The sequence below is a fragment of the Terrimonas alba genome, from assembly GCF_042434975.1.
Taxonomy (GTDB): domain Bacteria; phylum Bacteroidota; class Bacteroidia; order Chitinophagales; family Chitinophagaceae; genus Terrimonas_B; species Terrimonas_B alba.
The window spans coordinates 774,574-796,191 of the sequence record NZ_JBHMQM010000002.1 but is presented as its reverse complement, the minus strand read 5'-3'; the positions used below and the strand labels follow the sequence as shown (position 1 = coordinate 796,191).

Annotated in this window: 17 protein-coding genes and 1 tRNA gene; 6 read left to right on the top strand and 12 right to left on the bottom strand. The window is 42.0% G+C overall.

Annotated elements, in window-relative coordinates:
* Positions 1-36 precede the first annotated feature (36 nt).
* The 3 genes from tsaD to ACFEL9_RS08235 are packed head-to-tail and all read left to right on the top strand — an operon-like array spanning position 37 to position 2,272.
* Positions 37-1,155 carry a tRNA (adenosine(37)-N6)-threonylcarbamoyltransferase complex transferase subunit TsaD gene (tsaD, locus tag ACFEL9_RS08245; RefSeq protein WP_385888236.1) on the top strand — a complete coding sequence of 373 codons (1,119 nt, stop codon included), beginning with the start codon at positions 37-39 and terminating at the stop codon, positions 1,153-1,155.
* Positions 1,156-1,164: 9 nt separating this feature from the next.
* Positions 1,165-1,530, top strand: a complete 366-nt coding sequence (locus ACFEL9_RS08240; RefSeq protein WP_385888234.1) for a glyoxalase superfamily protein — start codon at positions 1,165-1,167, stop codon at positions 1,528-1,530.
* A 7-nt stretch (positions 1,531-1,537) separates the two neighbouring features.
* Complete coding sequence (locus ACFEL9_RS08235; RefSeq protein ID WP_385888231.1) at positions 1,538-2,272, top strand: tRNA1(Val) (adenine(37)-N6)-methyltransferase; 735 nt, start codon at positions 1,538-1,540, stop codon at positions 2,270-2,272.
* 13 nt (positions 2,273-2,285) lie between these two features.
* Here ACFEL9_RS08235 and ACFEL9_RS08230 read toward each other — a convergent pair whose 3' ends face one another.
* Positions 2,286-3,503, bottom strand: a complete 1,218-nt coding sequence (locus ACFEL9_RS08230; RefSeq protein ID WP_385888229.1) for an NAD(P)-dependent oxidoreductase — start codon at positions 3,501-3,503, stop codon at positions 2,286-2,288.
* Between the two features lie 293 nt (positions 3,504-3,796).
* Between ACFEL9_RS08230 and ACFEL9_RS08225 the strand changes: the two genes are divergently transcribed.
* Positions 3,797-3,880: transfer RNA gene (locus tag ACFEL9_RS08225), tRNA-Leu, on the top strand.
* A 57-nt stretch (positions 3,881-3,937) separates the two neighbouring features.
* On the opposite strand, the gene ACFEL9_RS08220 is transcribed toward ACFEL9_RS08225, so the two are convergent.
* From ACFEL9_RS08220 to ACFEL9_RS08210, 3 genes are all read right to left on the bottom strand, one after another.
* On the bottom strand, positions 3,938-4,297 hold the full coding sequence (locus tag ACFEL9_RS08220) for a dimethylsulfonioproprionate lyase family protein (RefSeq protein ID WP_385888227.1): 360 nt from the start codon (positions 4,295-4,297) through the stop codon (positions 3,938-3,940).
* Between the two features lie 114 nt (positions 4,298-4,411).
* Positions 4,412-4,882, bottom strand: a complete 471-nt coding sequence (locus tag ACFEL9_RS08215; protein ID WP_385888225.1) for a carboxymuconolactone decarboxylase family protein — start codon at positions 4,880-4,882, stop codon at positions 4,412-4,414.
* Positions 4,883-5,007: 125 nt separating this feature from the next.
* Positions 5,008-5,799, bottom strand: a complete 792-nt coding sequence (locus tag ACFEL9_RS08210; RefSeq protein ID WP_385888223.1) for a helix-turn-helix domain-containing protein — start codon at positions 5,797-5,799, stop codon at positions 5,008-5,010.
* A gap of 129 nt (positions 5,800-5,928) precedes the next feature.
* Between ACFEL9_RS08210 and ACFEL9_RS08205 the strand changes: the two genes are divergently transcribed.
* Entirely contained in the window at positions 5,929-6,285 is a 357-nt protein-coding gene (locus ACFEL9_RS08205) for an ArsR/SmtB family transcription factor (protein ID WP_385888221.1), read from the top strand.
* Complete coding sequence (locus tag ACFEL9_RS08200) at positions 6,269-6,781, top strand: SRPBCC family protein (protein WP_385888218.1); 513 nt, start codon at positions 6,269-6,271, stop codon at positions 6,779-6,781. Before ACFEL9_RS08205 ends, ACFEL9_RS08200 begins: the two co-directional genes overlap by 17 nt.
* Before the next feature lie 8 nt (positions 6,782-6,789).
* Here the strand turns inward: ACFEL9_RS08200 and ACFEL9_RS08195 are convergent, their stop codons facing one another.
* The 8 genes from ACFEL9_RS08195 to ACFEL9_RS08160 all read right to left on the bottom strand — a co-directional run bounded on the left by ACFEL9_RS08195 (position 6,790) and on the right by ACFEL9_RS08160 (position 21,516).
* Positions 6,790-8,250 carry a glycoside hydrolase family 28 protein gene (locus ACFEL9_RS08195; protein ID WP_385888215.1) on the bottom strand — a complete coding sequence of 487 codons (1,461 nt, stop codon included), beginning with the start codon at positions 8,248-8,250 and terminating at the stop codon, positions 6,790-6,792.
* A gap of 12 nt (positions 8,251-8,262) precedes the next feature.
* A complete protein-coding gene (locus ACFEL9_RS08190; protein WP_385888213.1) occupies positions 8,263-10,602 on the bottom strand; it encodes a GH92 family glycosyl hydrolase in 2,340 nt (779 codons plus the stop codon).
* A gap of 101 nt (positions 10,603-10,703) precedes the next feature.
* Positions 10,704-12,476: a hypothetical protein gene (locus ACFEL9_RS08185; protein ID WP_385888210.1), complete on the bottom strand. Its 1,773-nt coding sequence runs from the start codon at positions 12,474-12,476 to the stop codon at positions 10,704-10,706.
* Positions 12,477-12,790: 314 nt separating this feature from the next.
* Entirely contained in the window at positions 12,791-14,458 is a 1,668-nt protein-coding gene (locus ACFEL9_RS08180) for a RagB/SusD family nutrient uptake outer membrane protein (RefSeq protein ID WP_385888208.1), read from the bottom strand.
* Positions 14,459-14,475: 17 nt separating this feature from the next.
* Positions 14,476-17,880 (bottom strand): SusC/RagA family TonB-linked outer membrane protein, encoded by a 3,405-nt coding sequence (locus tag ACFEL9_RS08175; protein WP_385888205.1) that lies wholly within the window; start codon positions 17,878-17,880, stop codon positions 14,476-14,478.
* 179 nt (positions 17,881-18,059) lie between these two features.
* Entirely contained in the window at positions 18,060-19,091 is a 1,032-nt protein-coding gene (locus ACFEL9_RS08170; protein WP_385888202.1) for a FecR family protein, read from the bottom strand.
* A 94-nt stretch (positions 19,092-19,185) separates the two neighbouring features.
* Positions 19,186-19,821, bottom strand: coding sequence for an RNA polymerase sigma factor (locus ACFEL9_RS08165; protein ID WP_385888199.1), 636 nt, complete (start codon positions 19,819-19,821; stop codon positions 19,186-19,188).
* A gap of 273 nt (positions 19,822-20,094) precedes the next feature.
* Entirely contained in the window at positions 20,095-21,516 is a 1,422-nt protein-coding gene (locus tag ACFEL9_RS08160; protein ID WP_385888196.1) for an efflux transporter outer membrane subunit, read from the bottom strand.
* Positions 21,517-21,618: the final 102 nt, after the last annotated feature.

The window sequence follows — 21,618 nt, the reverse complement described above, 5'->3', positions numbered from 1 at the left end:
TTCCTTACCTGATTCCTAAATATTTATTTTTGCCAAATGCTATCTGAAGGAAATTATCAATTTACAGACTCCTACAGCTCGTCCTTTAGGGAGCGGGGTGGGTTAATTCTCGCTATAGAGTCATCCTGTGATGAAACATCAGCAGCCGTTTGCAGGGATGGAAAAATTTTATCCAACATTATTGCTACGCAAAAAATACATGAGCAGTATGGCGGCGTTGTACCTGAACTGGCTAGCCGGGCACATATGCAAAATATAGTTCCTGTAGTAGAAGCAGCGCTAAAAGTTGCTAATCCTTCGGCTACCGTTCAGGATCAACTGCAGGCCGTGGATGCGATTGCATTCACCCAGTCGCCGGGCCTGATAGGTTCATTATTGGTAGGCTCCCAGTTTGCAAAATCGCTTGCGCTGTCGCTGGACAAACCGGTAATAGCCGTGCATCACATGCAGGCACATGTATTAGCTAACCTTATCACCGATCCAAAACCCCGTTTTCCTTTTTTGTGCCTTACGGTCAGCGGAGGTCATACGCAAATCGTTTTGTGTGATTCGCCAACTACAATGAAAGTGATTGGTGAAACCATTGATGACGCCGCGGGAGAAGCCTTTGACAAATCGGCGAAACTGCTGGGGCTCCCCTATCCCGGAGGACCATTGATCGATAAATATGCCAAACAAGGCGACGCCAACCGTTTTAAATTTCCCGAACCCCAAATACCGGGATTAAATTTTAGTTTCAGCGGTCTGAAGACCTCTATTCTATATTTCTTGCAAAATGCAGGAACCAGCCTCGTGTACAAAGAAGAGTTTAAAGCAACGGAACAAGAAAAGCAATTATTTATCGATAATAACCTGGCAGATATCTGCGCCTCCATTCAGCACCGCATTGTTTCTATTCTCCTGAACAAATTAAAGAAGGCTGTCATCACAACCGGCGTCACTGATGTGTGTTTGGCAGGTGGTGTTTCAGCCAATAGCGGTTTAAGGCAGGCATTTGAAGAAATGGGTAAAAAAAATAAGTGGGACACTTTTATTCCTGCTTTTGAATATTGCACCGACAATGCGGCCATGATTGCTATTACCGGCTATTACAAATACCTGGACGGCCAGTTTGCCGATCTTAGTGTCAGTGCAACGGCAAGAGCTGAATGGTAAACCTTTTATATGGAAAAGATACAAACCATTACCCCGGTTCTGCGAATACTTGATGTAGCAAAAGCGAAAGAGTTTTATGTGGATTGGCTTGGCTTTACCATTGATTGGGAACATCGCTTTGGTGAAAATTTTCCATTGTATTTCCAGGTATCAAAACATGGTATTATTATTCATCTGACTGAGCACTATGGCGATTGCATCCCCGGGGCAAGAATAAGAATTCAAATGGACAGTGTCGCTGATTTTCATAAACAGCTAAAAGAATACCGCTACCTCAAACCCGGCATCAATACAACCGAATGGGGAACACGGGAAGTATGCCTGATTGATCCATTTGGCAACCATCTTGTATTCACTGAAACTATAAAAGAATAATTGCCGGATGGCCAATTCTTATTTCCAGTTCAAGCAGTTTTTGGTTCACCAGGACCGTTGCGCTATGAAGGTAACGACAGATGGTTGTTTATTTGGCGCCTGGGTGGCGGAGCAATTGAAGAGTGGAAATAAAGAAGTGAAAAAGCTGCTTGACATTGGCGCGGGCACGGGGTTATTATCATTGATGGTGGCACAGGCAAACTCAGCAATAAAGCTTGACGCCATTGAGATTGATAAAGATGCTTTTGAACAAGCCAAAGAAAATATCGCTAATTCGTCATGGAACAGCCGGATAAGCATCTTTTATGGCGATGCAAAAGAATTTTCATCCCCTTACTTATATGATGTCATTATCAGCAATCCCCCTTTTTATGAGAAGGAACTAAAATCCGAAAACAGCAAGAAGAACAAAGCACATCACGACGAAGGTCTATTGCTGGATGATCTTTTATCGATCATTAAAAAAAATCTAGCACCCGGAGGTGAGTTTTATTTACTGCAGCCCTTTAAAAGAAAGGAAGCTGTTGACATCGCCTTTGCAAAAAATGAATTGGCTATTTCTCACATCACTTTTGTAAGACAATCTACACAACATCATTATTTCCGGATAATGATTTCAGGTAAACATTCAGCAAATAAAGAAGGGCCATCTACCACAACGGAATTAACCATCCGGGATGAAAAGCAGGAATACATGCCTGGGTTTATCCGGCTTCTAAAGGATTATTATCTTCATCTTTAGCAAGCGTAAACACCTAACCGCTTACAATCAACTTTCCTTCGGCATAGTCTTTCAAATACATATATGGCTCTGTCAGTTGTCCGTCTTCCGTCATTGTTGCTCTTTGAATAATGAGAGAACCACCCTTGACGAGATCATCCAGAACATATTTTATTAATTGCTCACCAAAGTAGCGGGAAGCATCCCGCGGCAATTCATTTGGCAAATTGCCTACGGCCATAATATCAATTGAATTGGGTAAATAAGGAGCTGTTTTTTGTAACGTAGTTCTATCGATTCCATAAATAGGATCTTCAATAGTTTGATCGCCTGCATTGATGGGCACAGAGCCATCAGCATCATCGGTAATATCTGCGATTGTCTGAATGATGAAATCGTCCGCTTTCACATCATTTTTTTCAAACAGTCTCGGAACAGTTTTATCCCAATACACACCGTTCATTAAAATATCCGTTTGCGCCGCATAGGGCAAAAATTTACAACGATATTCTTCCGGGTGATCATGAAAATCCTGCCGGTTATATTTTCCTGTTTTCTTATGCTCATACAGGTCAGCTCCTTTTAATTGTGTGTAAACCGGGTAGGCAAACCGCCGGATAAGATAATCTTCAGGCTCAACTTCATGGATACCCATCAGGTTCATAATCTCAAGCAGGCCATGTGCTACCCGGCCTGATCCTGCCACTACGATTTTTACATTTGGCAACTTAAGGCCAAAATAAGTGTGTATTAACTCGCGGAAGCTTCTTTGCTTATACACTCTTTCCAATTTGTACAAACCGGTCCGGTTGCCATAGGCCATAATGCCATTATGAGCTCCTACTACGCCGGCAAAAAAACCAAAGCCGATGATCCGCTGCCCATCATCATGTTCCAGGCACTCGTAATCTACCAGGCGAATGCCTTTGTCTAATATGGCCCGCAACAATTGCTGGTTATATGGCTGTTTCTTTTTGGTATGCGAAAAAAACAAATACGTCTTACCGGGAATGAGCTGGTTGATTGGCACTTCTTTTATGCCTAGCAAAATATCACAATCAGAAAGATCCTCTCTTATTTCGACACCGGCGGAAATATATTCCTTATCAGTAAAACATCTTACGGGAGATGACTGCGCCACAATCTTAACATGTGAAGCATTTTTGTGTATCCATTTGCATTGGGCGGGGGTAAGAGCAACGCGGTTGTCAGCCGGAACTTTTCCTTCCTTAATAAGTCCTATCCTTGTCATAGTCGTACATTTGCAATCGATTTAAGAAGGGCAAATGTAATTTTAAAATTCGGGACAGGCAGAAGTATCATTGCCAGCTTTAAATTCGGGTTTACCGGGATAATTTATTAACTCTCAACCTTCATCCTGTATATGAATTTATTTAGAAAATTGTGGAGCCTGGTTAGAAAGGTACTATTGCCGAAAAAGAGCTGTTGCAGATAAACGTTATTTAAAAAAATATTTGAAATTCACCGCCGGCAATTACCGGGAAAGCCGTAATATTGCAACCCGTTTTGAGCGGAGCTGAAAAAGCCCGGGTGGCGGAATTGGTAGACGCAGCAGACTCAAAATCTGCCGTTCGCAAGGATGTGCTGGTTCGATTCCAGTCCCGGGCACGAAAACCCTGCAAGTTGTTTGCAGGGTTTTTTATTTAAATCTATTCATCCGTAAGCTCAGTACCCTACTATTTCTACTTCCTCCGGAATTATCAGCACTAACTCGCATCCCAGGTCCGATTTAACGGCATGCTTAAAGCCGGGAGGAGTATAGAGATAATCTCCTGCATTTAATTCGGTTTCATTTACCCGGCAAGTTCCGCTTAAGACAAACAATTCTTCGCCACCGGGGTGATTGTGATAAGGATATTTTGCGCCCGGTTCGAATTTCAGCAGAATGCTGGGTGGCCTCTTCTGCTGTTCATCAAAGCGAAGAATCTTCACGTAAATTCCGGTTGTATCTACTCCTTCCTCCACCAGCGGTTGCCATTCGGCAACACTTGTTTTGGTGATATAATCAATAATGGAAGTTTTCATACGTTTATTTGTTATTGTTTTTAGTCATATAGAATCTTGCCTGTCGGCAGACAGGTTCGCTAAATAGTCCCGGTATTTGGTGATCAGCCGCGGCGGATCATGGCTCATTTCATGTTATACCGATTTAGCTGTTGAGAGATTTCTTTTCGCAGGCCTTAGCTGAGTAGATACTCCAATACGATTCCATGCATTGATGGTGATAATTGCCATAATGATCTGTGCAGTCTTTTCTTCACCAAAAAGCGAAATAGCGCTTTCATACACCAGCTCACTGAGTCCCTGTTGATGAATGAGGGTGATTTCTTCAGTCATTTGAAATACCAGTCGCTCTTCTGCCGAAAAAATATCACCCGCCTCCCGCCACGCACCCGCCAGAAAGATCTTTTGGTTCGGCACCCCTGCATTCCTCGCATCCCATGAGTGGGCATCAACACAATAAGAGCAGCCATTAATTTGCGAGGCCCTGATCCTGATAAGTTCCCTGAGTTCGGCATCGATGGAAGAAGCATTTACAAACTGGTCTAAAGCATCCAGCGCATCATAAGCTGCTGGTTGCACGCTGTTAAAATCAATTCTTTTTTTCATCGTTTTTAATTTTCGTTTGATGAATCAAAAGTAGCTTGCAGCCCCAGCCTAAAGAATAGAGAATCGTGGGAAAAGCATGTAAAATCCGGGAAATCGAAATACAATAATGGTGTTAATACAAAATCCTATAACGCAAATTTTTCCTGGTAGGCTTTAGGAGAAATATTCACATGCTTTTTAAAAAAGTTGGAGAAATAAAAAGGGTCATTAAAGCCGAGCTTATAGGCTACCTCCTTAACCGATAAATTTTCATAGGTCAACAGACGTTTGGCTTCGGCTGCAACCAATCCATAGATAACACTTTGAGCCGTTCGGCCGGTGTGCAATTTTGCATGTTCGTTTAGTTTGAGCTCGGTTGTTCCCAGCAGTTTCGCAAACTGTGATACCGGATAGTTATGTTCAAAGTTATCACGAATAGCTTCCAGGAATTTCAGGAATAACGCATCGGGCTTATATATTTCACCACCATGCCTGATCTTAACACGATTTATTTCAACTAATATTAATTTCAGCCGGCTATGCACAGAAACGAGGTATTGGTAAGGTTGCTCAGCTAATTCCTGGTCTATTTGTTTAAGTTCCATTTCAACCACCTCACTGTCTCCCAAAGCTATTACCTCATTCATGGCAAAATGACAAAACAAACTGTTATGAAAAATCAATTCAATATCGTTATCGTCTTTACAGAAAAAATCATATGTAAATTCGAGAACAAATCCCTCTGCTTCAGGCCGGTCTTTGAAATAATGTACCTGACCCGAAGTTATTGTAATTACACTGTTGGCCTCCAGATTAAACTCCTTTTCATCCACCACAATTGCCGCCTTGCCGGAAGCGCACCATATAAGTACATATTTTCGGATTCGCCGCGGCCGGTTTAAATCAACCGCTTTATCAAAGTTTATTATTTCAATCATTATATACCGGAACGTGAATTGAATCTTAAAATTACAGCAGGCAAATGCTGTGCGAAAAAAAATTTTGGTAAGTAAATACTTACCTATACTTTTATGTAAGTATTTACTTACGTATCATAAACTGAAATTATGCCAAGAGATGTTTTCCAGGCCATAGCCGACCCGACGCGAAGAGAGATCATTAGTCTTGTAGCGAAGCAATCGCTCAATCTAAACAGCATAGCTGAAAATTTTGATATGAGCAGACCCGCTATTTCTCAGCATATCAAACTACTGGCGGAATCGGGTCTTATCGTCATCAGGCAGGAAGGAAGGGAACGTTATTGTGATATTCAGCCGGAAAAGCTCGATGAAATCACTACCTGGGCCGAGCAATCTAAAAAACTATGGATTCAACGATTCACTAAACTGGACAGGTTGGTAAAAGATATGCAGAAAAAAAAATCATCTACTACTAAAAAAATTAAACATGGAAAAGGAAAATAAAAATGCTGTCGGTAAAAATGATGTATTAATCCGGTATAGCATAGCTGCACCAAGAGAACTGGTCTTTAAGGCATGGACAGATCCTTCGCTTCTGCCACTTTGGTATGCACCGGATGGCTGCATCGTCGAATTCAAAACACTTGATATCCGCACCGGCGGTGGTTATCATGCCTGCATTTATAATCCCGAATTTGGTGAATGCTGGAGCAAAGGAGTATATAAAGAAATCATCGCACCCGAACGGATCGTTTATTCATCCATCATCGCTGATGAGGAAGGCAACAGCATCTCAGCTATTGCAGCTGAAATGGATCCTGACTGGCCCCAGGAAACATTAGTAACGGTTAGTTTCGCCGAAGAAGATGGCAAGACAATAGTAACATTGCATCAAACTGTCGACACATCACTGGCGAAGAAAACCGGGGCACATCCTAGTTGGTTAAAGATGTTGGGACGTCTCGATCGGCTGGTAGTTTTGCGGGAAAATACTTTTTAGCCAGCTTTTTATTTTACCAACCTGGGCTTTACCTTACCCGGAAATGCGGCATTCCCCTGCAAAGCAGTTACATTTAGTGATGCCACCCGGTAGCTTTCCATTGCGTGAGCAAAATAACCAGGCTTGTTATTTCCCCAATTCACCGAACAGTTGCGCACTATTATAGCATTTGCCTTATCAAAATAAAACCCGGATGTTTTTCCTTTTACAAATCCTTCGACATGAGCAGGCCGGCGGTCATATACGCCTCCGGTTATGGAAGTTGTTTTATCAATAAAAATATCGACGTTGTCAAAAACAATAGTTGAAATCTTATCAGCTGATTCGGCGCTGACATATACCCCGTTTTCGCTGGTGCATTTGATATTGGTAAAATAAATATTCTTTACCTCACCCACCCTGCCTTCCGTTGCACCTTTCGGAAAACGCCAGTTGGCATCTTTATGATTGATCTTTGCCCGGCGATAAGCTGTCACATAGATCGGCTCCGCTTTTCCCCACCATACATCACTGAACAAATGGCCTTCAATGATCATATTGGAAAATATTACATCACTCACCACGCCTTCATCCCTGTTTTGAATACCCACACCCCGGTTGCTTTTTTTGATAATACAATTATTGAATAAGACCTGCCTGATGGTATCCATATTTTCTGAACCAATTTTAATAGCACAGCTTCTTGACGTCATCGTGCAGTTGGTAACTGTTATGTTTTCACAACGCCCAAACTCTTCATATTCCCTGCGGTTCTTCAAACAGATGCAATCATCCCCGCTTTCAATATAGCAATCGCTGACGCGGACGTTTTTGCTATGATCAAGGTCAATGCCATCGCTATTGCGAACCTTTAAGCTATTGAGCAAAGTGATTCCTGAAATCACCACATCGTCACAACCGACCAGGTGAATAGTCCAATAAGCGGAGTTGCCGATCTTCAGATCCCTGATGCGAATATTCTTCCCTCCGATAATCGTTAATACATGCGGACGGGGATCAAGCTCACTAAACGGCTTCAGTTCATAAGAGTCTTCCAACTCAGCGCCCATGAACGAAATACCATTGCCATCGATTTCACCATTACCACTGATAGTGAAATTCTCAACGTTCTCTCCCCCAATCCAAATGGTTCCTTCGCCGGGGTTTTGACGAAATGCACTTTTAGTATAAACCTTCTCATCAGGGTTAGCAAGGATCTTTGCTCCACCTTGTATATGCATTTCAATATTCGACTTGACACTGAACGGACTCGCCATATATACAAATGGAGCAGTAAATAACACCGTTCCACCACCTGCTGCATTGCAGGCATCAATGGTTTTTTGAATAGCCGCTGCATCATCGGTCTGACCATCACCAATAGCACCGTAGTCTTTTACAACAAAAACTTTTTGCCTGTTCTGTTGTGCAATTGCATATACACTGATAAACGAAAGAAAAAAAACGAAATATGTTTTCAATTTAGTCATTAGAATAGTCATTTAGTTAGTTAAACCTGATGCTCTGCTTGCAGATGATGAGCCCCACCGTGTTGGCTGATCTGTTAACCACAACTCCAGTTTACCTCCCTGCATGATCATCGAAAAAGTGATATAATTTCCATTGTACGGTTTTCCATTCCACTTCACCTGCTTAATGTAATAAGCAGTTGATGATGTTTTGTGTGTCCGCAACTCAAAGGTTTTGCGTCCCTGCAATTGTAACCGAACTTTATCAAAAATGGGTGAACACAAGAGATAATTGTTCGATACAGGATCAACAGGATAAAACCCCATGGCAGCAAATACATACCAGGCACTCATCTGTCCGGCATCATCATTACCGCTCAATCCACCCGGTCCATCGCTGTATTCTTCCCGCAAGATTTTTCTTACTTCTTTCTGTGTTTTCCAGGGCGATGCGGTATAGTTATACATGAACGGAACCTGGTGCCCCGGTTCATTGCCATGCCAGTATTCATTTTTTGCAAACAAACTATCCAATGCATTTTCCAACTGCTTTGTGCCTCCCATCAGCCTGGCAAGACCCGGCCCATCATGCGGCACATAAAATGTATATTGCCTTGGCGTGCCTTCAGTGATATACACTTCTCTTTTATCTGCATTAAATGATTCAAACCATTTTCCATTGCTGTACCTGCCACGCATCATATCAACTGAAGGATCAAAAACCTTTTTATAATTAAAGGAACGTTGCTGCAACTTTTTGTAATCATCCGTTTTATTCAATCCTTTGGCAACAATACTTAACGCATAATCATCAAAAGCATATTCCAGCGTGCGGCTTACCTGCTCCTTTTTATGAAAAGCTTCCGGCACACTGTCTTCCATCGGGATAAATCCATATTTTAAATAGGAAGTCAATGCCCTTCGGCCCATTCCGTTTTTATATTCTTCATAAGTTTTTGCTGTTTCAAAAGCATTCTTTCGCATTAATACATAAGCGGCATTCACATCAAAGTTCCGGATGCCTTTGTTGTAAGCAGAAGCGATAAATGCAGTAACATGATCACCAATCATGGCAGCCGTATAACTATTCCAGCAAGGAAAAATTGGCAGCCATCCTCCCTGCTCGCCTTTCAATATCAATGAACGGACAAATTGATTGGTTAAACCGGGATTGACTATTTGGAAAAGCGGCAACTGCGCCCTGTAAATATCCCACATGGAAAAATCATCATAGTAATGACCATCACTCATTTTCTTTAACTCATAGTTACCGGCAAACTTTGGATAAATGCCATCAACATCACTCATTAGCCTCGGATGCTGCATCGCATGATACATAGCTGTGTAAAATATCCGCTTATCCTTTTCAATAGTGGTTTGTACTTGCACCTGGGATAAAGCCGCTTCCCATTCCTGTTTTGATTCAGCCAATACTTTCTCAAAATTTTTTGTTCCTACTTCGGCTTCAAGATTTTTCTTTGCGCCTTCCAAACTGCTGAATGAAGTACCAATGCGGACCCGCAATACTTCACCTTTATTCATTTTAAAACCAGCATACACACCAATATCTTTCTTATTATAAATACTATCGACAGAAAAAATTTCATGGCCACTAAATGCGCCACTACTTACAATGGCTTTCTCCATCTTGATATAAAACCAACCATTAAAGCCAGCCGGTTCTCCCCAACCCTGGTAAATCCGGTGAGCCGGATTGTAACCCCACACTTCTCCCCTCGCTGCATTTACTTTTACAAACCCTTTTGCTTTATCGCTATTGGGCATAATCAGTACGTACAAACTATCATCTTGCTGCATGGTGAACTGCATCATACCACATCGCAATGTTGATGTTATTTCGGTAATAATATTCCCGGCTGTTAATTTGTAATAAGCAGGTGTTGTTATTTCACTATTGGGAGAACAAGGAACGGCATACTCTTTTGCTGTCGTCTTTAATTTACCAACAACAGGCATAATGGTAAAACTGCCATAGTCCTGCGTACAAGAACCGCTGAGCCAATGCGTTCCCCGAAACCCACTCAGCAATGAATCTTTATAGAAATAAGGCGGCTGACACTTTATTTCCGTTTGTCTTGTTTGAGGTGTCCATTGCGTCATTGCGAATGGAAGTGTAACAGCAGGAATGGTGTTGGCATTTTTTTCAGAACCGGCCTCACTGTGTTTTAATGCGGCGGTCGTAGTGGAAGGCGCCGTACCTGATAATGGCTGAACATATTCTAGCAAATTCTGCGCAGAAAGATACTGCCCCAACAAAACAGTCATGATACAGGCTGTTATTTTTTTTATATACCCGGCTGCAGTACTACTATTGATCGGCTGTTGCGTCGCACTCTTCATCGTTCTGTTCACTATTGAGCTTTTTTTAATGCATTTTCAACTTTGTTAATCGCAAGTCGGGGACTTGTAGCATACTACTGCGAAATCGGAGACTTCGCGGAGCGGTTGTTGTTTCAACTAAATACCAGTTTATGATTGAATGGTGTGATACCTGTAAGATACACATGCATGCCTTCAGTTCTTAAACTGCCAAAATGAGTGCTGTACCTTTCTCCTTCGGGATTATTAACCGACCGGTGAACAAGAGAGCCAGGACCAAACCGGATACTATCTTCTCCAAAGCTGTATTCGGCAACATCCTTTTCTTGAAAAAAATTGTTATTATCAGAAGCTACTACACCGGATAAATTTCCACCTTCCTTAAAACAAAGTTCAATGGCTACCGGTACACCTTTCAAACCATCAATGTGAAAATTCAATTCAACAACTCCATCCGTTTCAGTAAATGTGATGGTTGTTTCCAGCGTTTTTACATTGCTGACCGGCCTGTTTTTAAAATCCATTTTGTTCCAGAAACGATCGTCAATACTGGGAGACAGTTTGTAATCACCCTTACTGTTTCTCTTGTCCTTTGGCAGTGGCTGGTAGTAGGGAACTTCCAGTTTTTTATGGAGAATATATTTACTCCCTTCTTTTCTTAATCCATCACTGTAAAAATATCCCATGCTAAAAAAACCGGACGACAATCTCATGTATTTCAAAACAGCATTTCCCTTCCTGTAAGAAAAGAAGTTGGGGCTGTTGGAACGCCCGGATGCTATTATCAAGGGCCAGTCCACTCCGCCAAAAAGCGTAGCGGTTGTATTATCTCTTCGTATCCGCAACAAATGCGAAGTAGTAAACAGCTTTTCATAGTTAACCGGAAGACGATCCGCTGCCGGAAGTTCTTTTTGCAATGAAGAATTTTCCATGAAATAAAATAACGACCTGTCCAGCACCGCCTCGCGGAAATCTTTCATGCCCGCTATCTGTTTGGCTATCGCAGCAAAATGGTTGTTATTATCTCGTATGGCCATATACCTGTACTGCAGGTAAAACAATGAAATATTCCTTGCTGCATACTGATCCTGTCTGCGGGAATCTACACTCACCAGTTCACCATCCGGCTCCATGTAATAATACATCATCTCCAGGTTCTTTCTTACAGGCTCCAGTAACGATGGCTTGTTTAATAAGCGGGCCATGGTAATGAATGCAGTATTCTCTACAGCAGAATAAGTGCCGCTTCTTTCCGGATAGTGCCCATCTTTATCTGTAAAAATTCCTTCACCAAGCCAGTCGTCTATCCTGTCTTTATATTTTTTATCGGGATATAAACTATTTATTTGAGACAACGCGGCACAGATCACCCAGCGGTGATTGGGAGTATGTACACCTCCTTTGCTTAGTGCATCGCCGGCTTTGACAATAATCTTTTTCAGATCGCTGTTGATGGCTGACAATTCCTTTGAATTATCTTTTAGCAAAATATGAGCGGATGCGCAAAGAATTTCCATCAGAAAGGCGGTATCCGGTGGTGATTCAAGGTTGCCTATATTTACGGTGCCATCTTCTGATTGCGACTCCGCTAAAAATCGTATCAGCCAATCAAGCCTGGAAACAATTAGCGGGTCATGATAGTATTTTGAACCCTCAGAGCAGTAAGATGCCGATAACATAGCTATATCATACCCGGTTCTCCGGCTGAATTTCAGATTGCCCGGCTCCAATGATGTCAACAATAGCGCAACTTTTGCATCATTAGCTGTAATAAGATCTTTCATTATATCATCCGCCAACAAACATTCCTTTTCTGCATTTAATAGCGCCTGAACAAAAAGGCTATCTGCTAACGGAGCTAATATCGCCAGTGCTCCTCCCATTTTTAAAAAAGAAATACGTTTCATCCGTATATTTTTTATTGTTTTAGTTTGGTCGGAACTTGTCCCGAACTTGCTTCGGGATGGAACGCCTAATAAACACTCCGTGTGTTTCAAAAATTTTATATGGGCGTTTCATTTTGGTCATTTGCAGGAAAATTAATACTCATCCGGGAACGGCAACTACTCCCGTTACTATTTTTTAAATAAAAATATTGGCCAGATAACGAAAGATATATCAATAGAGAATGATCAGCATGCTGTACCCTGAATATTTTCAATACTAAAAAAATCCCGGGGCTGGAAAACCCCGGGGACTGCTTAATATAAAAACTGCTAAACTAATAGCCTGGATTTTGAACAAGTTTGTTGTTGGTAGCGATGGCTGAAGTGGGTATGGGGAAAAGGCGGCGATAAGTATCGTTATTGGTTTTGAAGCCATAGCTTTCTTCAAATTTTCCAAAGCGGATCATATCATTGCGCCGCCAGCACTCCCAGGTAAATTCACGGGCTCTTTCAGCATACAGATCATCTAAAGTTACGCTTGCCCACTCTGTAGAAGTAGAGCGGTTGCTGCGTACCATATTTACCAGTGAAAGAGCAGTATGGCCATTGGTAGCCGTGCCACCTCTTAAAATGGCTTCTGCCTTCATCAACAGAATATCTGAATAACGGAATACAGGTGCATCATTATTTTGGTTACGGGAAGAAGAATTAGCATCCGGATAAAATTTGATATTACGGATGCCCATATTCCATGCTATTTCATCATTGCCCAGATCTATTGAGACAGGATTCAGTCGTGCCGTAATAACAGAATCAATGTACAGGTGATAGATATAATTATCGTCGGAGCCGGTATAAAACTGGTCATACCCTTTTTTAGTTGTTTTCACCATAAGAGGACTACCATCGGGCCAGTATTGATAGCCTACCAGCCATTGGTTATTCCTGATGTCGTTGGCGTCGGTTGTAAAATAACTATTGTAAAAGCTGGACAATGTAGCACGGGGCCCACTAGGCTTAGCGTTTACCAAACCATTTCCGGAGGTTTCATTCATGGTGATTTGATTGAAAGAATATCCTCCTGGTGTGCTGCCGGAATAGCGATATTTAATTCCCAGGTTGCGGTTCAGGTCGTAACGACCATAAAATAAATAGCCATTGCTGGTGGCAGGATCATAAGGAACGGCAAAAATAAATTCTTTGAATGTTGGCCCATTGGTGGGAGCAAACTGGCTGAGATAGGTGCCCCTTGCTTCCACTGCAAAATTTCCCGAATTAATGACTTCATCACAAGCAGCAATACATTCGTTGTATTTGCTGCTGCCTGCATACACCTCTGCATTCAAATAAAGTTTTGCCAGCAGCGCATTAGCCATCCATTTTGTTACTTTTCCGTAAGTACTACTCCCGGTAGCTGTTTTTAAGTATGGGAGAGCAGCTTTTAATTCAGATTCTACAAAGCTGAAAACCTGCGCCCGGGTGGCATTGGCCTGCACGCCGGGACTCGGATAAACCGTATCCAGGGGCACATTGCCAAACATATCCAAAAGCTCCCAATAAGCATAAGCTCTTAATGTTCTTAATTCAGCGAGGGCTGTGTTTTTGGAATCGCCTTCAGGGGCATTTCTAAAAATATACATGGTTTGGTTGCAAAGGCCTACTAACTTGTAAGCATCGTTCCACACGGTTCCAATCCAACCATGATCCCTCGTCCAGTCGTGCCGGTGCAGTTGAATATATCCCTGACCATCGTACCAGTTGCCGCCGTATACAGGCAAGATGGCTTCATCGGAGCTGATCTCTTGTGCAAACCAGTAGCCGAGTGAATAATGTCCTCTCAAATTGGTATAAATAGTACCAATAACCGACTGGAATTCTGCATCCGTTTTAGGGAATACATCTTCGGTATAAAGAGAATTGGGCGTCACTTCAATTTTGTGGCAGGAGCTCATAAAAATACCGGCTGCTACCACTATTAGAAAATGTTTCAAATACTTATTCATAAAATATTTTTTAATCATTAAAAACCAACTGATACACCAAAAAGGATAGTGCGTGTTTTGGGATAGAAACTGTTATAGTCCACACCCAATGATGAACCGCCCTGGTTTATTTCGGGATCTATGCCCTTATACTTTGTAATTACAAAGAGGTTGTTTACTGTAGTGTAAAACCTCAACTGGCTGATGTATTGGTTTTTTATATTAAAACGATAACCCAAAGTGGCATTGTCAAACCGCAGGTAGGAGCCGTTTTCTACATAGCGGGATGAAAAGTTGTTGTTTTTCGCATCCGTTCTTAAATCATCGGCGGCGTATGGGCTGATGTTGGTCTGACCGGCTGTTACCACATAAGATAGATCGGCGCGGGTGGCATTAAATATCTTATTGCCAAGTACGCCTCTTACAAAGAAATTGAGGTCAAAATTTTGATAACGGAAATTATTGCTCCATCCAAACATCAGTTTGGGATGTGGGCTGCCCAAATAATGATAATCTGTTCTTGTTGCCGGATTTGTGGTCTCTGTTTTATCACCTTTTAAGAACAAAGAGTTGCCCGAAGCATCTTTACCCGTGTACTGAAAAGAATAAAACTGACCCAATGCTCCCCCTACGGCATGCAGTTGCAGGCTGCTGCCGGTAGTTCCGGGGCCATCCAATCGGGTGTAATAGGTTGAATCGGCATTTACCCCATATTTTTCAGGACCTTTTAAATCCAAAATCACATTTTTGTTGCTGGCCAGATTAAAGCCGGTGCTCCAGGTGAAATCTTTCTTGTTAACTGCATTGATGTTTACACTAAACTCTATACCTCGGTTTCTCATTTTACCCACATTCAACCATAAAAATCCGCTGGGGTCAACGGTGTTTGGTACCGAAAACGGATAAATCATGTCAGTGGTGGTTTTTTCGTATAAATCTATAGAACCTGTTATTTTACTTTTTAACAATGCATAGTCCAAACCAAGGTTTTTTGTGGAAGTGACTTCCCATTGCAAGTCAGGGTTGGCGCCTTGGGTGGAACTAAAAGCAGATACAAAAGAGCCATTACTGTAATAAGTACCGGTTTTTCCGTACAGACGCTGCGCATTATATGCACCCAGTCCAAAAGCATTTCCGGTTTCACCGTAGCTCGCCCTTAGTTTTAAATCATTGATAAAATCCAGAGAATTCATAAAATCTTCCTGGGAGATGCGCCAGGCTATGCTCGCTGACGGGAAATAACCCCATTCTTTGTTTTTGCCAAATACCGAACTACCATCCCTTCTCACAGAAGCCTGTATCAGGAATTTTTCTTTGAAATCATAATTTAATCTAAAGAAATCGGAGATAAAATTTGTTTCTTCATATACGGAACCACCAAAGTCCACTGCAAATCCGTTCACGGTTTGATAGTTACCCAAGCCCAAATTGTAATAGGTAGTGTAGTCGTTTATGAAATTAGTCTGACTGGCTTGCAGTCCGTCGTTGGCAGTATTTTTTTGCCAGCTATAGCCCAATACTGCTTTAACATTATGTAATCCAAATTTTTTGTTCCAGGTCAGGAAGGATTCCAATGTTTTAGAGTTGCCTTGAAAATATCCTCTATATGCAAGCCCATTGGAATAAAAATTGCGCAGGTAGCGGCCGCCACCGGGGTCATCGTTGGTATAAAAACTACCGGTACTATAGTTTTGCGCATAATAGCTGTTGTAATATTCGCCATGCAGCCAGGTGCCGCGTTGATAGGCCAGGTTTAAATTATATGTTAACCCAAAAGGCAGTTTAGCCTCTACAGTAAAATTGCCCTGCAGTGAACCATATTTGGTTTCATTAATGGCATTTTTAATAATGGACACAGGGTTGAAATAGCCCGGGTTGTTTGGGTTTTCAAAAAAAGTACCATCGTCGTTATATACCGGCGACATGGGATTGTATTTTACTGCCTGCTGGAATACCATGTTTTGCAACGGTACGTTGGATGACTTGCTATTGCTGCTCATCAGGTTCAGGCCCAGGGTCAGCTTATCGTTCAGGGCATGATGCTCAACACTAAGGCGGCCTATTACCCTTTCCAGATCGCTTTGTAACATGATACCTTCTTTTTTCAGGTAGTTCAGGCTGGCGCTATAAAGACTTTTATCCGTACCACCACCAAAAGAAAGATTGTGATTGTGCGATATCGCCGAGTTTTTCTGTATGGCCTTCATCCAATCGGTATTGGCGCCTTTGTCGTCATTGGCGTTGGGAGTGTAATTATTTTTTTCGGAATAGGCCCTCAGTTGATCCGCATCCATCAAATCCAGGTTGCTGCTAACGTTTTCAAACCCCACATATCCGTTATAAGTAGCCTGTCCATTCCCTTTTTTGCCTTTTTTGGTAGTAACCATTATTACGCCATTGGAGGCTTTGTTTCCATAGATAGCTGTGGCAGATGCATCTTTTAAAATGTCCATTGAGGCGATGTCATCCGGAGCCAGGGCATTGATATCAGCACCTGGTATGCCGTCTATTACATAAAAAGGCCCGGCTGGACTATTAATGGTGGAATGACCACGCAAGATGATAGCGGCGCCTCTATTGGGGTCGCCACTGGCAGTAATGTTCAGGCCGGCTACCTTTCCCTGCAGCAATTGGTTTACATCTCCAATAGCTCCTTTATTCAGATCTTCGGGCTTGATGGTAGTGATGGCACTGCTCAAGGTTCTTTTACTGCTTTTGCCATAGCCTACCACCACTACTTCATCCAATTTTCTTGTATTGGGTTTTAAAACAATCCGGAAAGAACTTTTGCCGCTCAGGTCTAACTGCTGTGCCTCATATCCCACTGAGCTAATTACTAATATACCTGAAAGATTATCTGTTGTCAGCCGAAACTGTCCATTGGCATTGGTTATAGTACCTCCCCTTTGACCCTTTATCACAACAGATACATTCTCCACCGGCAGATCGGTTTCTTCATTGATCACCACCCCGGAAATGGTTGTATCGGCAACAGCCGCGGACTTTTCCACTTCATTATTAAAGGAGGCAATCGCTTTCCCATTTTTCTGATAAATAATAATGCTGTTACCCACCTGCCTGAAGGAAAGATCCGTGTTTTTCAGCAGCAGTTCCAGCGTAGAGCTCACCGATCTTTTGGCTTTTTCAATACTTACTTTGTAACCATCTACCTGTTGCCGTTGGTAAGCAAAAAGATAGTCTGTTAATTTTTCAATTTTCTTAAATGCGGTTGTGAGGCTTTCATTTTTCAGTTCAAGCGTAATAAATGTCTCCTCTATTGACTGGCCCGATGTGTTCTTAGCCAGCAATATCTGTGCGCTGAAAGCAAGAATAGAGATCATTAAAAAGCTGACCCGCATGATCAATACGAAATTTGATTTACTAATAAGAGCACGGCCCGGCACAGTGCCTGAACCGCCAACCCTTGCAATGAATAATTGCATAAATTGCAGTAGTTTAAAATGTATGAATGAAGTTTTAAACGGAGCCCCTCGATTGCTTTCCACGGCTGAGGGGTTTTTTATCACCAATTTTAGAGGTGAAGCTTTGTCAAGTGGAGTTTAAGTTTAGCATATTGGCAATCGTTTTGGTTAGTCAGTTAAGTTTTTAGTAATCGCAATTGTTATTCGCAGCCTTCGCCGCTTATAATCACTTCGTCATTAGGTTGCAGCGTATAATCAGCATCTACTACACCTGTCACTACCGTTAAAACCTGCTCCAGGTTTTCATTATTCAAAAAAGTGGCGCTTATCCGGCAATTTTCCAGTTCTTCTCTGGAAAAGGAAATATTTACATGATACCTGTTGCCTATAAGGACCGCCGCTTCTTCAAGACTTATATCATCCAGCACCAGGTATTGTTTTTTCCAACTCAATGCCTCATCAGCATTTACTCTTTCCAGTCTGAACGAGTTAATCTCTGTATTGACCGCAATACTTTCATTGGGAACAATGACGCCAAATATTTTTTTATTATCCCCAACTTTTACTTTTCCACGGGTCACCGTTACGGTGATCTGCTTTTGCTCCGGGTAGGCTTTTATATTAAATGCCGTTCCCAGCACCGTAGTATTTACTTTTCCCGTATGAACAATAAACGGTCTCTTTGCATCAGGCCTTATATCAAAATAAGCTTCACCGCTCAATGTCACTTCCCTTTTATCTTTGGGAAAATCGGCAGGATAATCAAGTTGACTTCCTTCATTCAACAAGACAGTGCTGCCATCCTGCAGGCGTATATATCTTTTACCGTTTGTTTCGGGAGCAGGTTCCAGGATTTTCTTCTCCGTTTTGGCAATGGGAGATTCCGGGTTATTCCTCGTGGCTACCAGGTTCCATATTGCCAACGTTACTATCACCAGGGCTGCGGCGGCTGCATACCAATGACGATAGCGCCGTACCGGTTTGCTAACGGGAATAAGTTTGGCCGTTTGCTTTTCTGAATTCAGAATACGATATAACAGATCCTGTGCACGGTTTACATCCAAATTAATGGTTGGGTTGTCATGCAACAGGGAATCATCAATACGCTGTTTCAGCAAGTCATCATATTTACCACTCTTGATCATTCGCATCAACTCGTTATATGCTGCTGATGAAGCTTTTCCTGACAAGTATGCCTGCAAAAGCTCAATAAATTTTTCCTTACCATTCATACTGTTCCGGCATTAAGGTTGGGAATGGCTAGCTTAATACCTTTAATAAAGACGATTGAAAAATGAACAGGGAGTAGTGAAGAGCATTTTTTTTTCAGGCAGTACTAATTATCCACTGCATTGCACCGATGATCAATGGCAATAATGGCAAATAATGAAGATGGCTTTCAAGATGCTTCCTGATAGACTGCAACGCCATGGCCATGTGTTTCTTTACCGTATGTTTGGAAAGTTGCATTTTTTCTGCAATCATTTCGTGAGTCAATCCATCCTGTTTAGCAAATTGATAAACCTGCCGCTGTTGAGCAGATAACATACCTATTGCCTGTTGCAGCAATTGCTGGCATTGATGCTGGCGTACCAGGTATTCTGTATCGTCGGCTGAAGATTGTTCCATTACAATGGAAATTTCATCCGCAGCTTCATAAGACATTTTCTTTATGCGGTCGAAGATGAAATTTCTTGCCATAATAAAAAGATAGGCATCCAAATTCTTTACCTCTGCCATCTCTTCTCTTTTATGCCATACCTTTAAAAATACATCCTGCACTATCTCTTCAGCCAATACCGGCGACTTAAGAAATTTAAGAGCTACACCATAAATTGTTCCGCGGTAATGATCAAACAGGCGGGTGAAGGCATATTCGCTGCCAGCGCCTAACTGGCGCAGTAATTCATATTCGTTATATGAGTCAGAATAGTTCAAAATGGCAAAAGCAATAAGTGTCAAGATAACGCTAATCTAAATTGCTAATTTTTTGATCACTTTCCCTCAGAACGCATAAGAATATTTACGAAACCGTTTTCGCTGCCTGTTCGCTAAACAATTTCATCATGAAACAGGCATGATATTTTTTTTCTCACAGGGGAATGATTATTTGCGGGGTTTCATCTTGAAAAAAGAAAGCCAGTTGCCTTTTTTGACAACTGGCATGATTGAAAAATTTCTGGATGAAACTGTTCGATAAGTTTCACTTACCTGTTTACCACTATCAATCAACTATTATCTCCAACCTCCTCCCAGTGATCTGTACAGTTCAACCATCGCAGACAATTGCTGCCTGCGAATAGATGCCAGGTTTAATTCTGCTTGTAATGCGTTGCCCTGAGCCGTGATCACTTCCAGATAATTTGCCATGTCACTTTTAAATAATAGCTGTGCATTGCCAACGGCAAGTCGTAAGGTGTCTACCTGGCCCGAAGCGATCTGTTGTTGCTCTTTTAATTTTTCTACCGATACCAGGGCATCAGCCACCTCACCTGTTGCTGTCAAAACGGATTGCCTGAATTTAATAACGGCCCGTTCTCTTTCCAGTTTGGCAATTTCGTAGTCTGTTTTCAGTTGACGTCTCTTGAAAATCGGCTGAGCTATTGAACCTGCTGCCAAACCAAATAATGAATTAGGAATATTAAACCAGTTGCTTGCCTTAAATGACTCCAGTCCTCCACCGGCAGTAATATTAAGCGCAGGATACATGTTTGCCTTGGCAATGCCAATCCGCGTAGTTGCTATTTGTAACGCTAATTCATCGGATCGCACATCGGGTCGCCGGCTTAACATGGCTATGGGCAGACCTGCAGATAAATTATCGTTCAGGGCAATTTCGTCCAGCAAAGTTTTTCTTGACAGCTTGCCGGGCAATTGTCCTGTTAAGACCTGCAATGCATTTTCCTGTATAGCAATTTGCTCTTCTAATTGTGGAATAAGCAAGGCTGTTGATTGCTTTTGCGACTCAGCTTGCTGCACAGCCAGTGCGTTCACCACGCCAGCATCTTTCAATAACCGGGTTGCAGTTAAAAAAGAATCATTAAGCATTAAATTTTTCCGGCTTATCTCTACCTGCTTATCCAGCATCAACAGATTGAAAAAACCCTGCGCAATGTCGGAGACCAATTGTGTTTGCACCGCTTTGGTTCCTTCATAGCTTTGCAGATATTCTGTTAGTGCTATTTCTTTTTGTCCCCTGATCTTTCCCCAGATATCTGCTTCCCAGGAGAAGTTAACTGCCGCCGAATAATTCTCGACATAACTTTTTCCCAAAAAGCTTTTGAGGCTAATACCATTCAAACTATTGTCTGACGGGCGGCTGATGCTACCGGCAATCCGGAGATCCACTTCGGGCAATTGAAGCGCTTTGGCTTGTTTTACCTGCTGTTGCGCTATGTCGATTCGTTTAATTGCTATCAGCAGATCATGATTGTATTGTATACCTTTTTCAATCAGGGACTGCAGGGTAGTATCGCTGAAAAATTTTTTCCATTCAATATCGGCAACGCTGCTGGTATCAGCATAACTCACCGTGCCAAATTGCTGTGGCAACTCCACTTCAGGCCGCTGGTATTCTTTTCCCAGCCGGCATGCAGATAGTAGGACTACCAGCAGTAAGAGTGTCGAATAGTGCTTAAAATTTATCTTGTGTATCATCTCTAATTTTTTATTTTTTCATGTGTTAACTTTTATTGCTTTTTGGGTCACATGGAATTCACCATAAAAATTTTCATCGCGGTTGAAATAAATTGCTCGAAA

Bases quoted from the DNA above. Each gene is read 5' to 3' on its own strand.
- tsaD (WP_385888236.1), top strand. From the start codon at position 37: ATGCTATCTGAAGGAAATTATCAATTTACAGACTCCTACAGCTCGTCC.
- ACFEL9_RS08240 (WP_385888234.1), top strand. From the start codon at position 1,165: ATGGAAAAGATACAAACCATTACCCCGGTTCTGCGAATACTTGATGTA.
- ACFEL9_RS08235 (WP_385888231.1), top strand. From the start codon at position 1,538: ATGGCCAATTCTTATTTCCAGTTCAAGCAGTTTTTGGTTCACCAGGAC.
- ACFEL9_RS08230 (WP_385888229.1), bottom strand. From the start codon at position 3,503: ATGACAAGGATAGGACTTATTAAGGAAGGAAAAGTTCCGGCTGACAAC.
- ACFEL9_RS08220 (WP_385888227.1), bottom strand. From the start codon at position 4,297: ATGAAAACTTCCATTATTGATTATATCACCAAAACAAGTGTTGCCGAA.
- ACFEL9_RS08215 (WP_385888225.1), bottom strand. From the start codon at position 4,882: ATGAAAAAAAGAATTGATTTTAACAGCGTGCAACCAGCAGCTTATGAT.
- ACFEL9_RS08210 (WP_385888223.1), bottom strand. From the start codon at position 5,799: ATGATTGAAATAATAAACTTTGATAAAGCGGTTGATTTAAACCGGCCG.
- ACFEL9_RS08205 (WP_385888221.1), top strand. From the start codon at position 5,929: ATGCCAAGAGATGTTTTCCAGGCCATAGCCGACCCGACGCGAAGAGAG.
- ACFEL9_RS08200 (WP_385888218.1), top strand. From the start codon at position 6,269: ATGGAAAAGGAAAATAAAAATGCTGTCGGTAAAAATGATGTATTAATC.
- ACFEL9_RS08195 (WP_385888215.1), bottom strand. From the start codon at position 8,250: ATGACTAAATTGAAAACATATTTCGTTTTTTTTCTTTCGTTTATCAGT.
- ACFEL9_RS08185 (WP_385888210.1), bottom strand. From the start codon at position 12,476: ATGAAACGTATTTCTTTTTTAAAAATGGGAGGAGCACTGGCGATATTA.
- ACFEL9_RS08180 (WP_385888208.1), bottom strand. From the start codon at position 14,458: ATGAATAAGTATTTGAAACATTTTCTAATAGTGGTAGCAGCCGGTATT.
- ACFEL9_RS08175 (WP_385888205.1), bottom strand. From the start codon at position 17,880: ATGCAATTATTCATTGCAAGGGTTGGCGGTTCAGGCACTGTGCCGGGC.
- ACFEL9_RS08170 (WP_385888202.1), bottom strand. From the start codon at position 19,091: ATGAATGGTAAGGAAAAATTTATTGAGCTTTTGCAGGCATACTTGTCA.
- ACFEL9_RS08160 (WP_385888196.1), bottom strand. From the start codon at position 21,516: ATGATACACAAGATAAATTTTAAGCACTATTCGACACTCTTACTGCTG.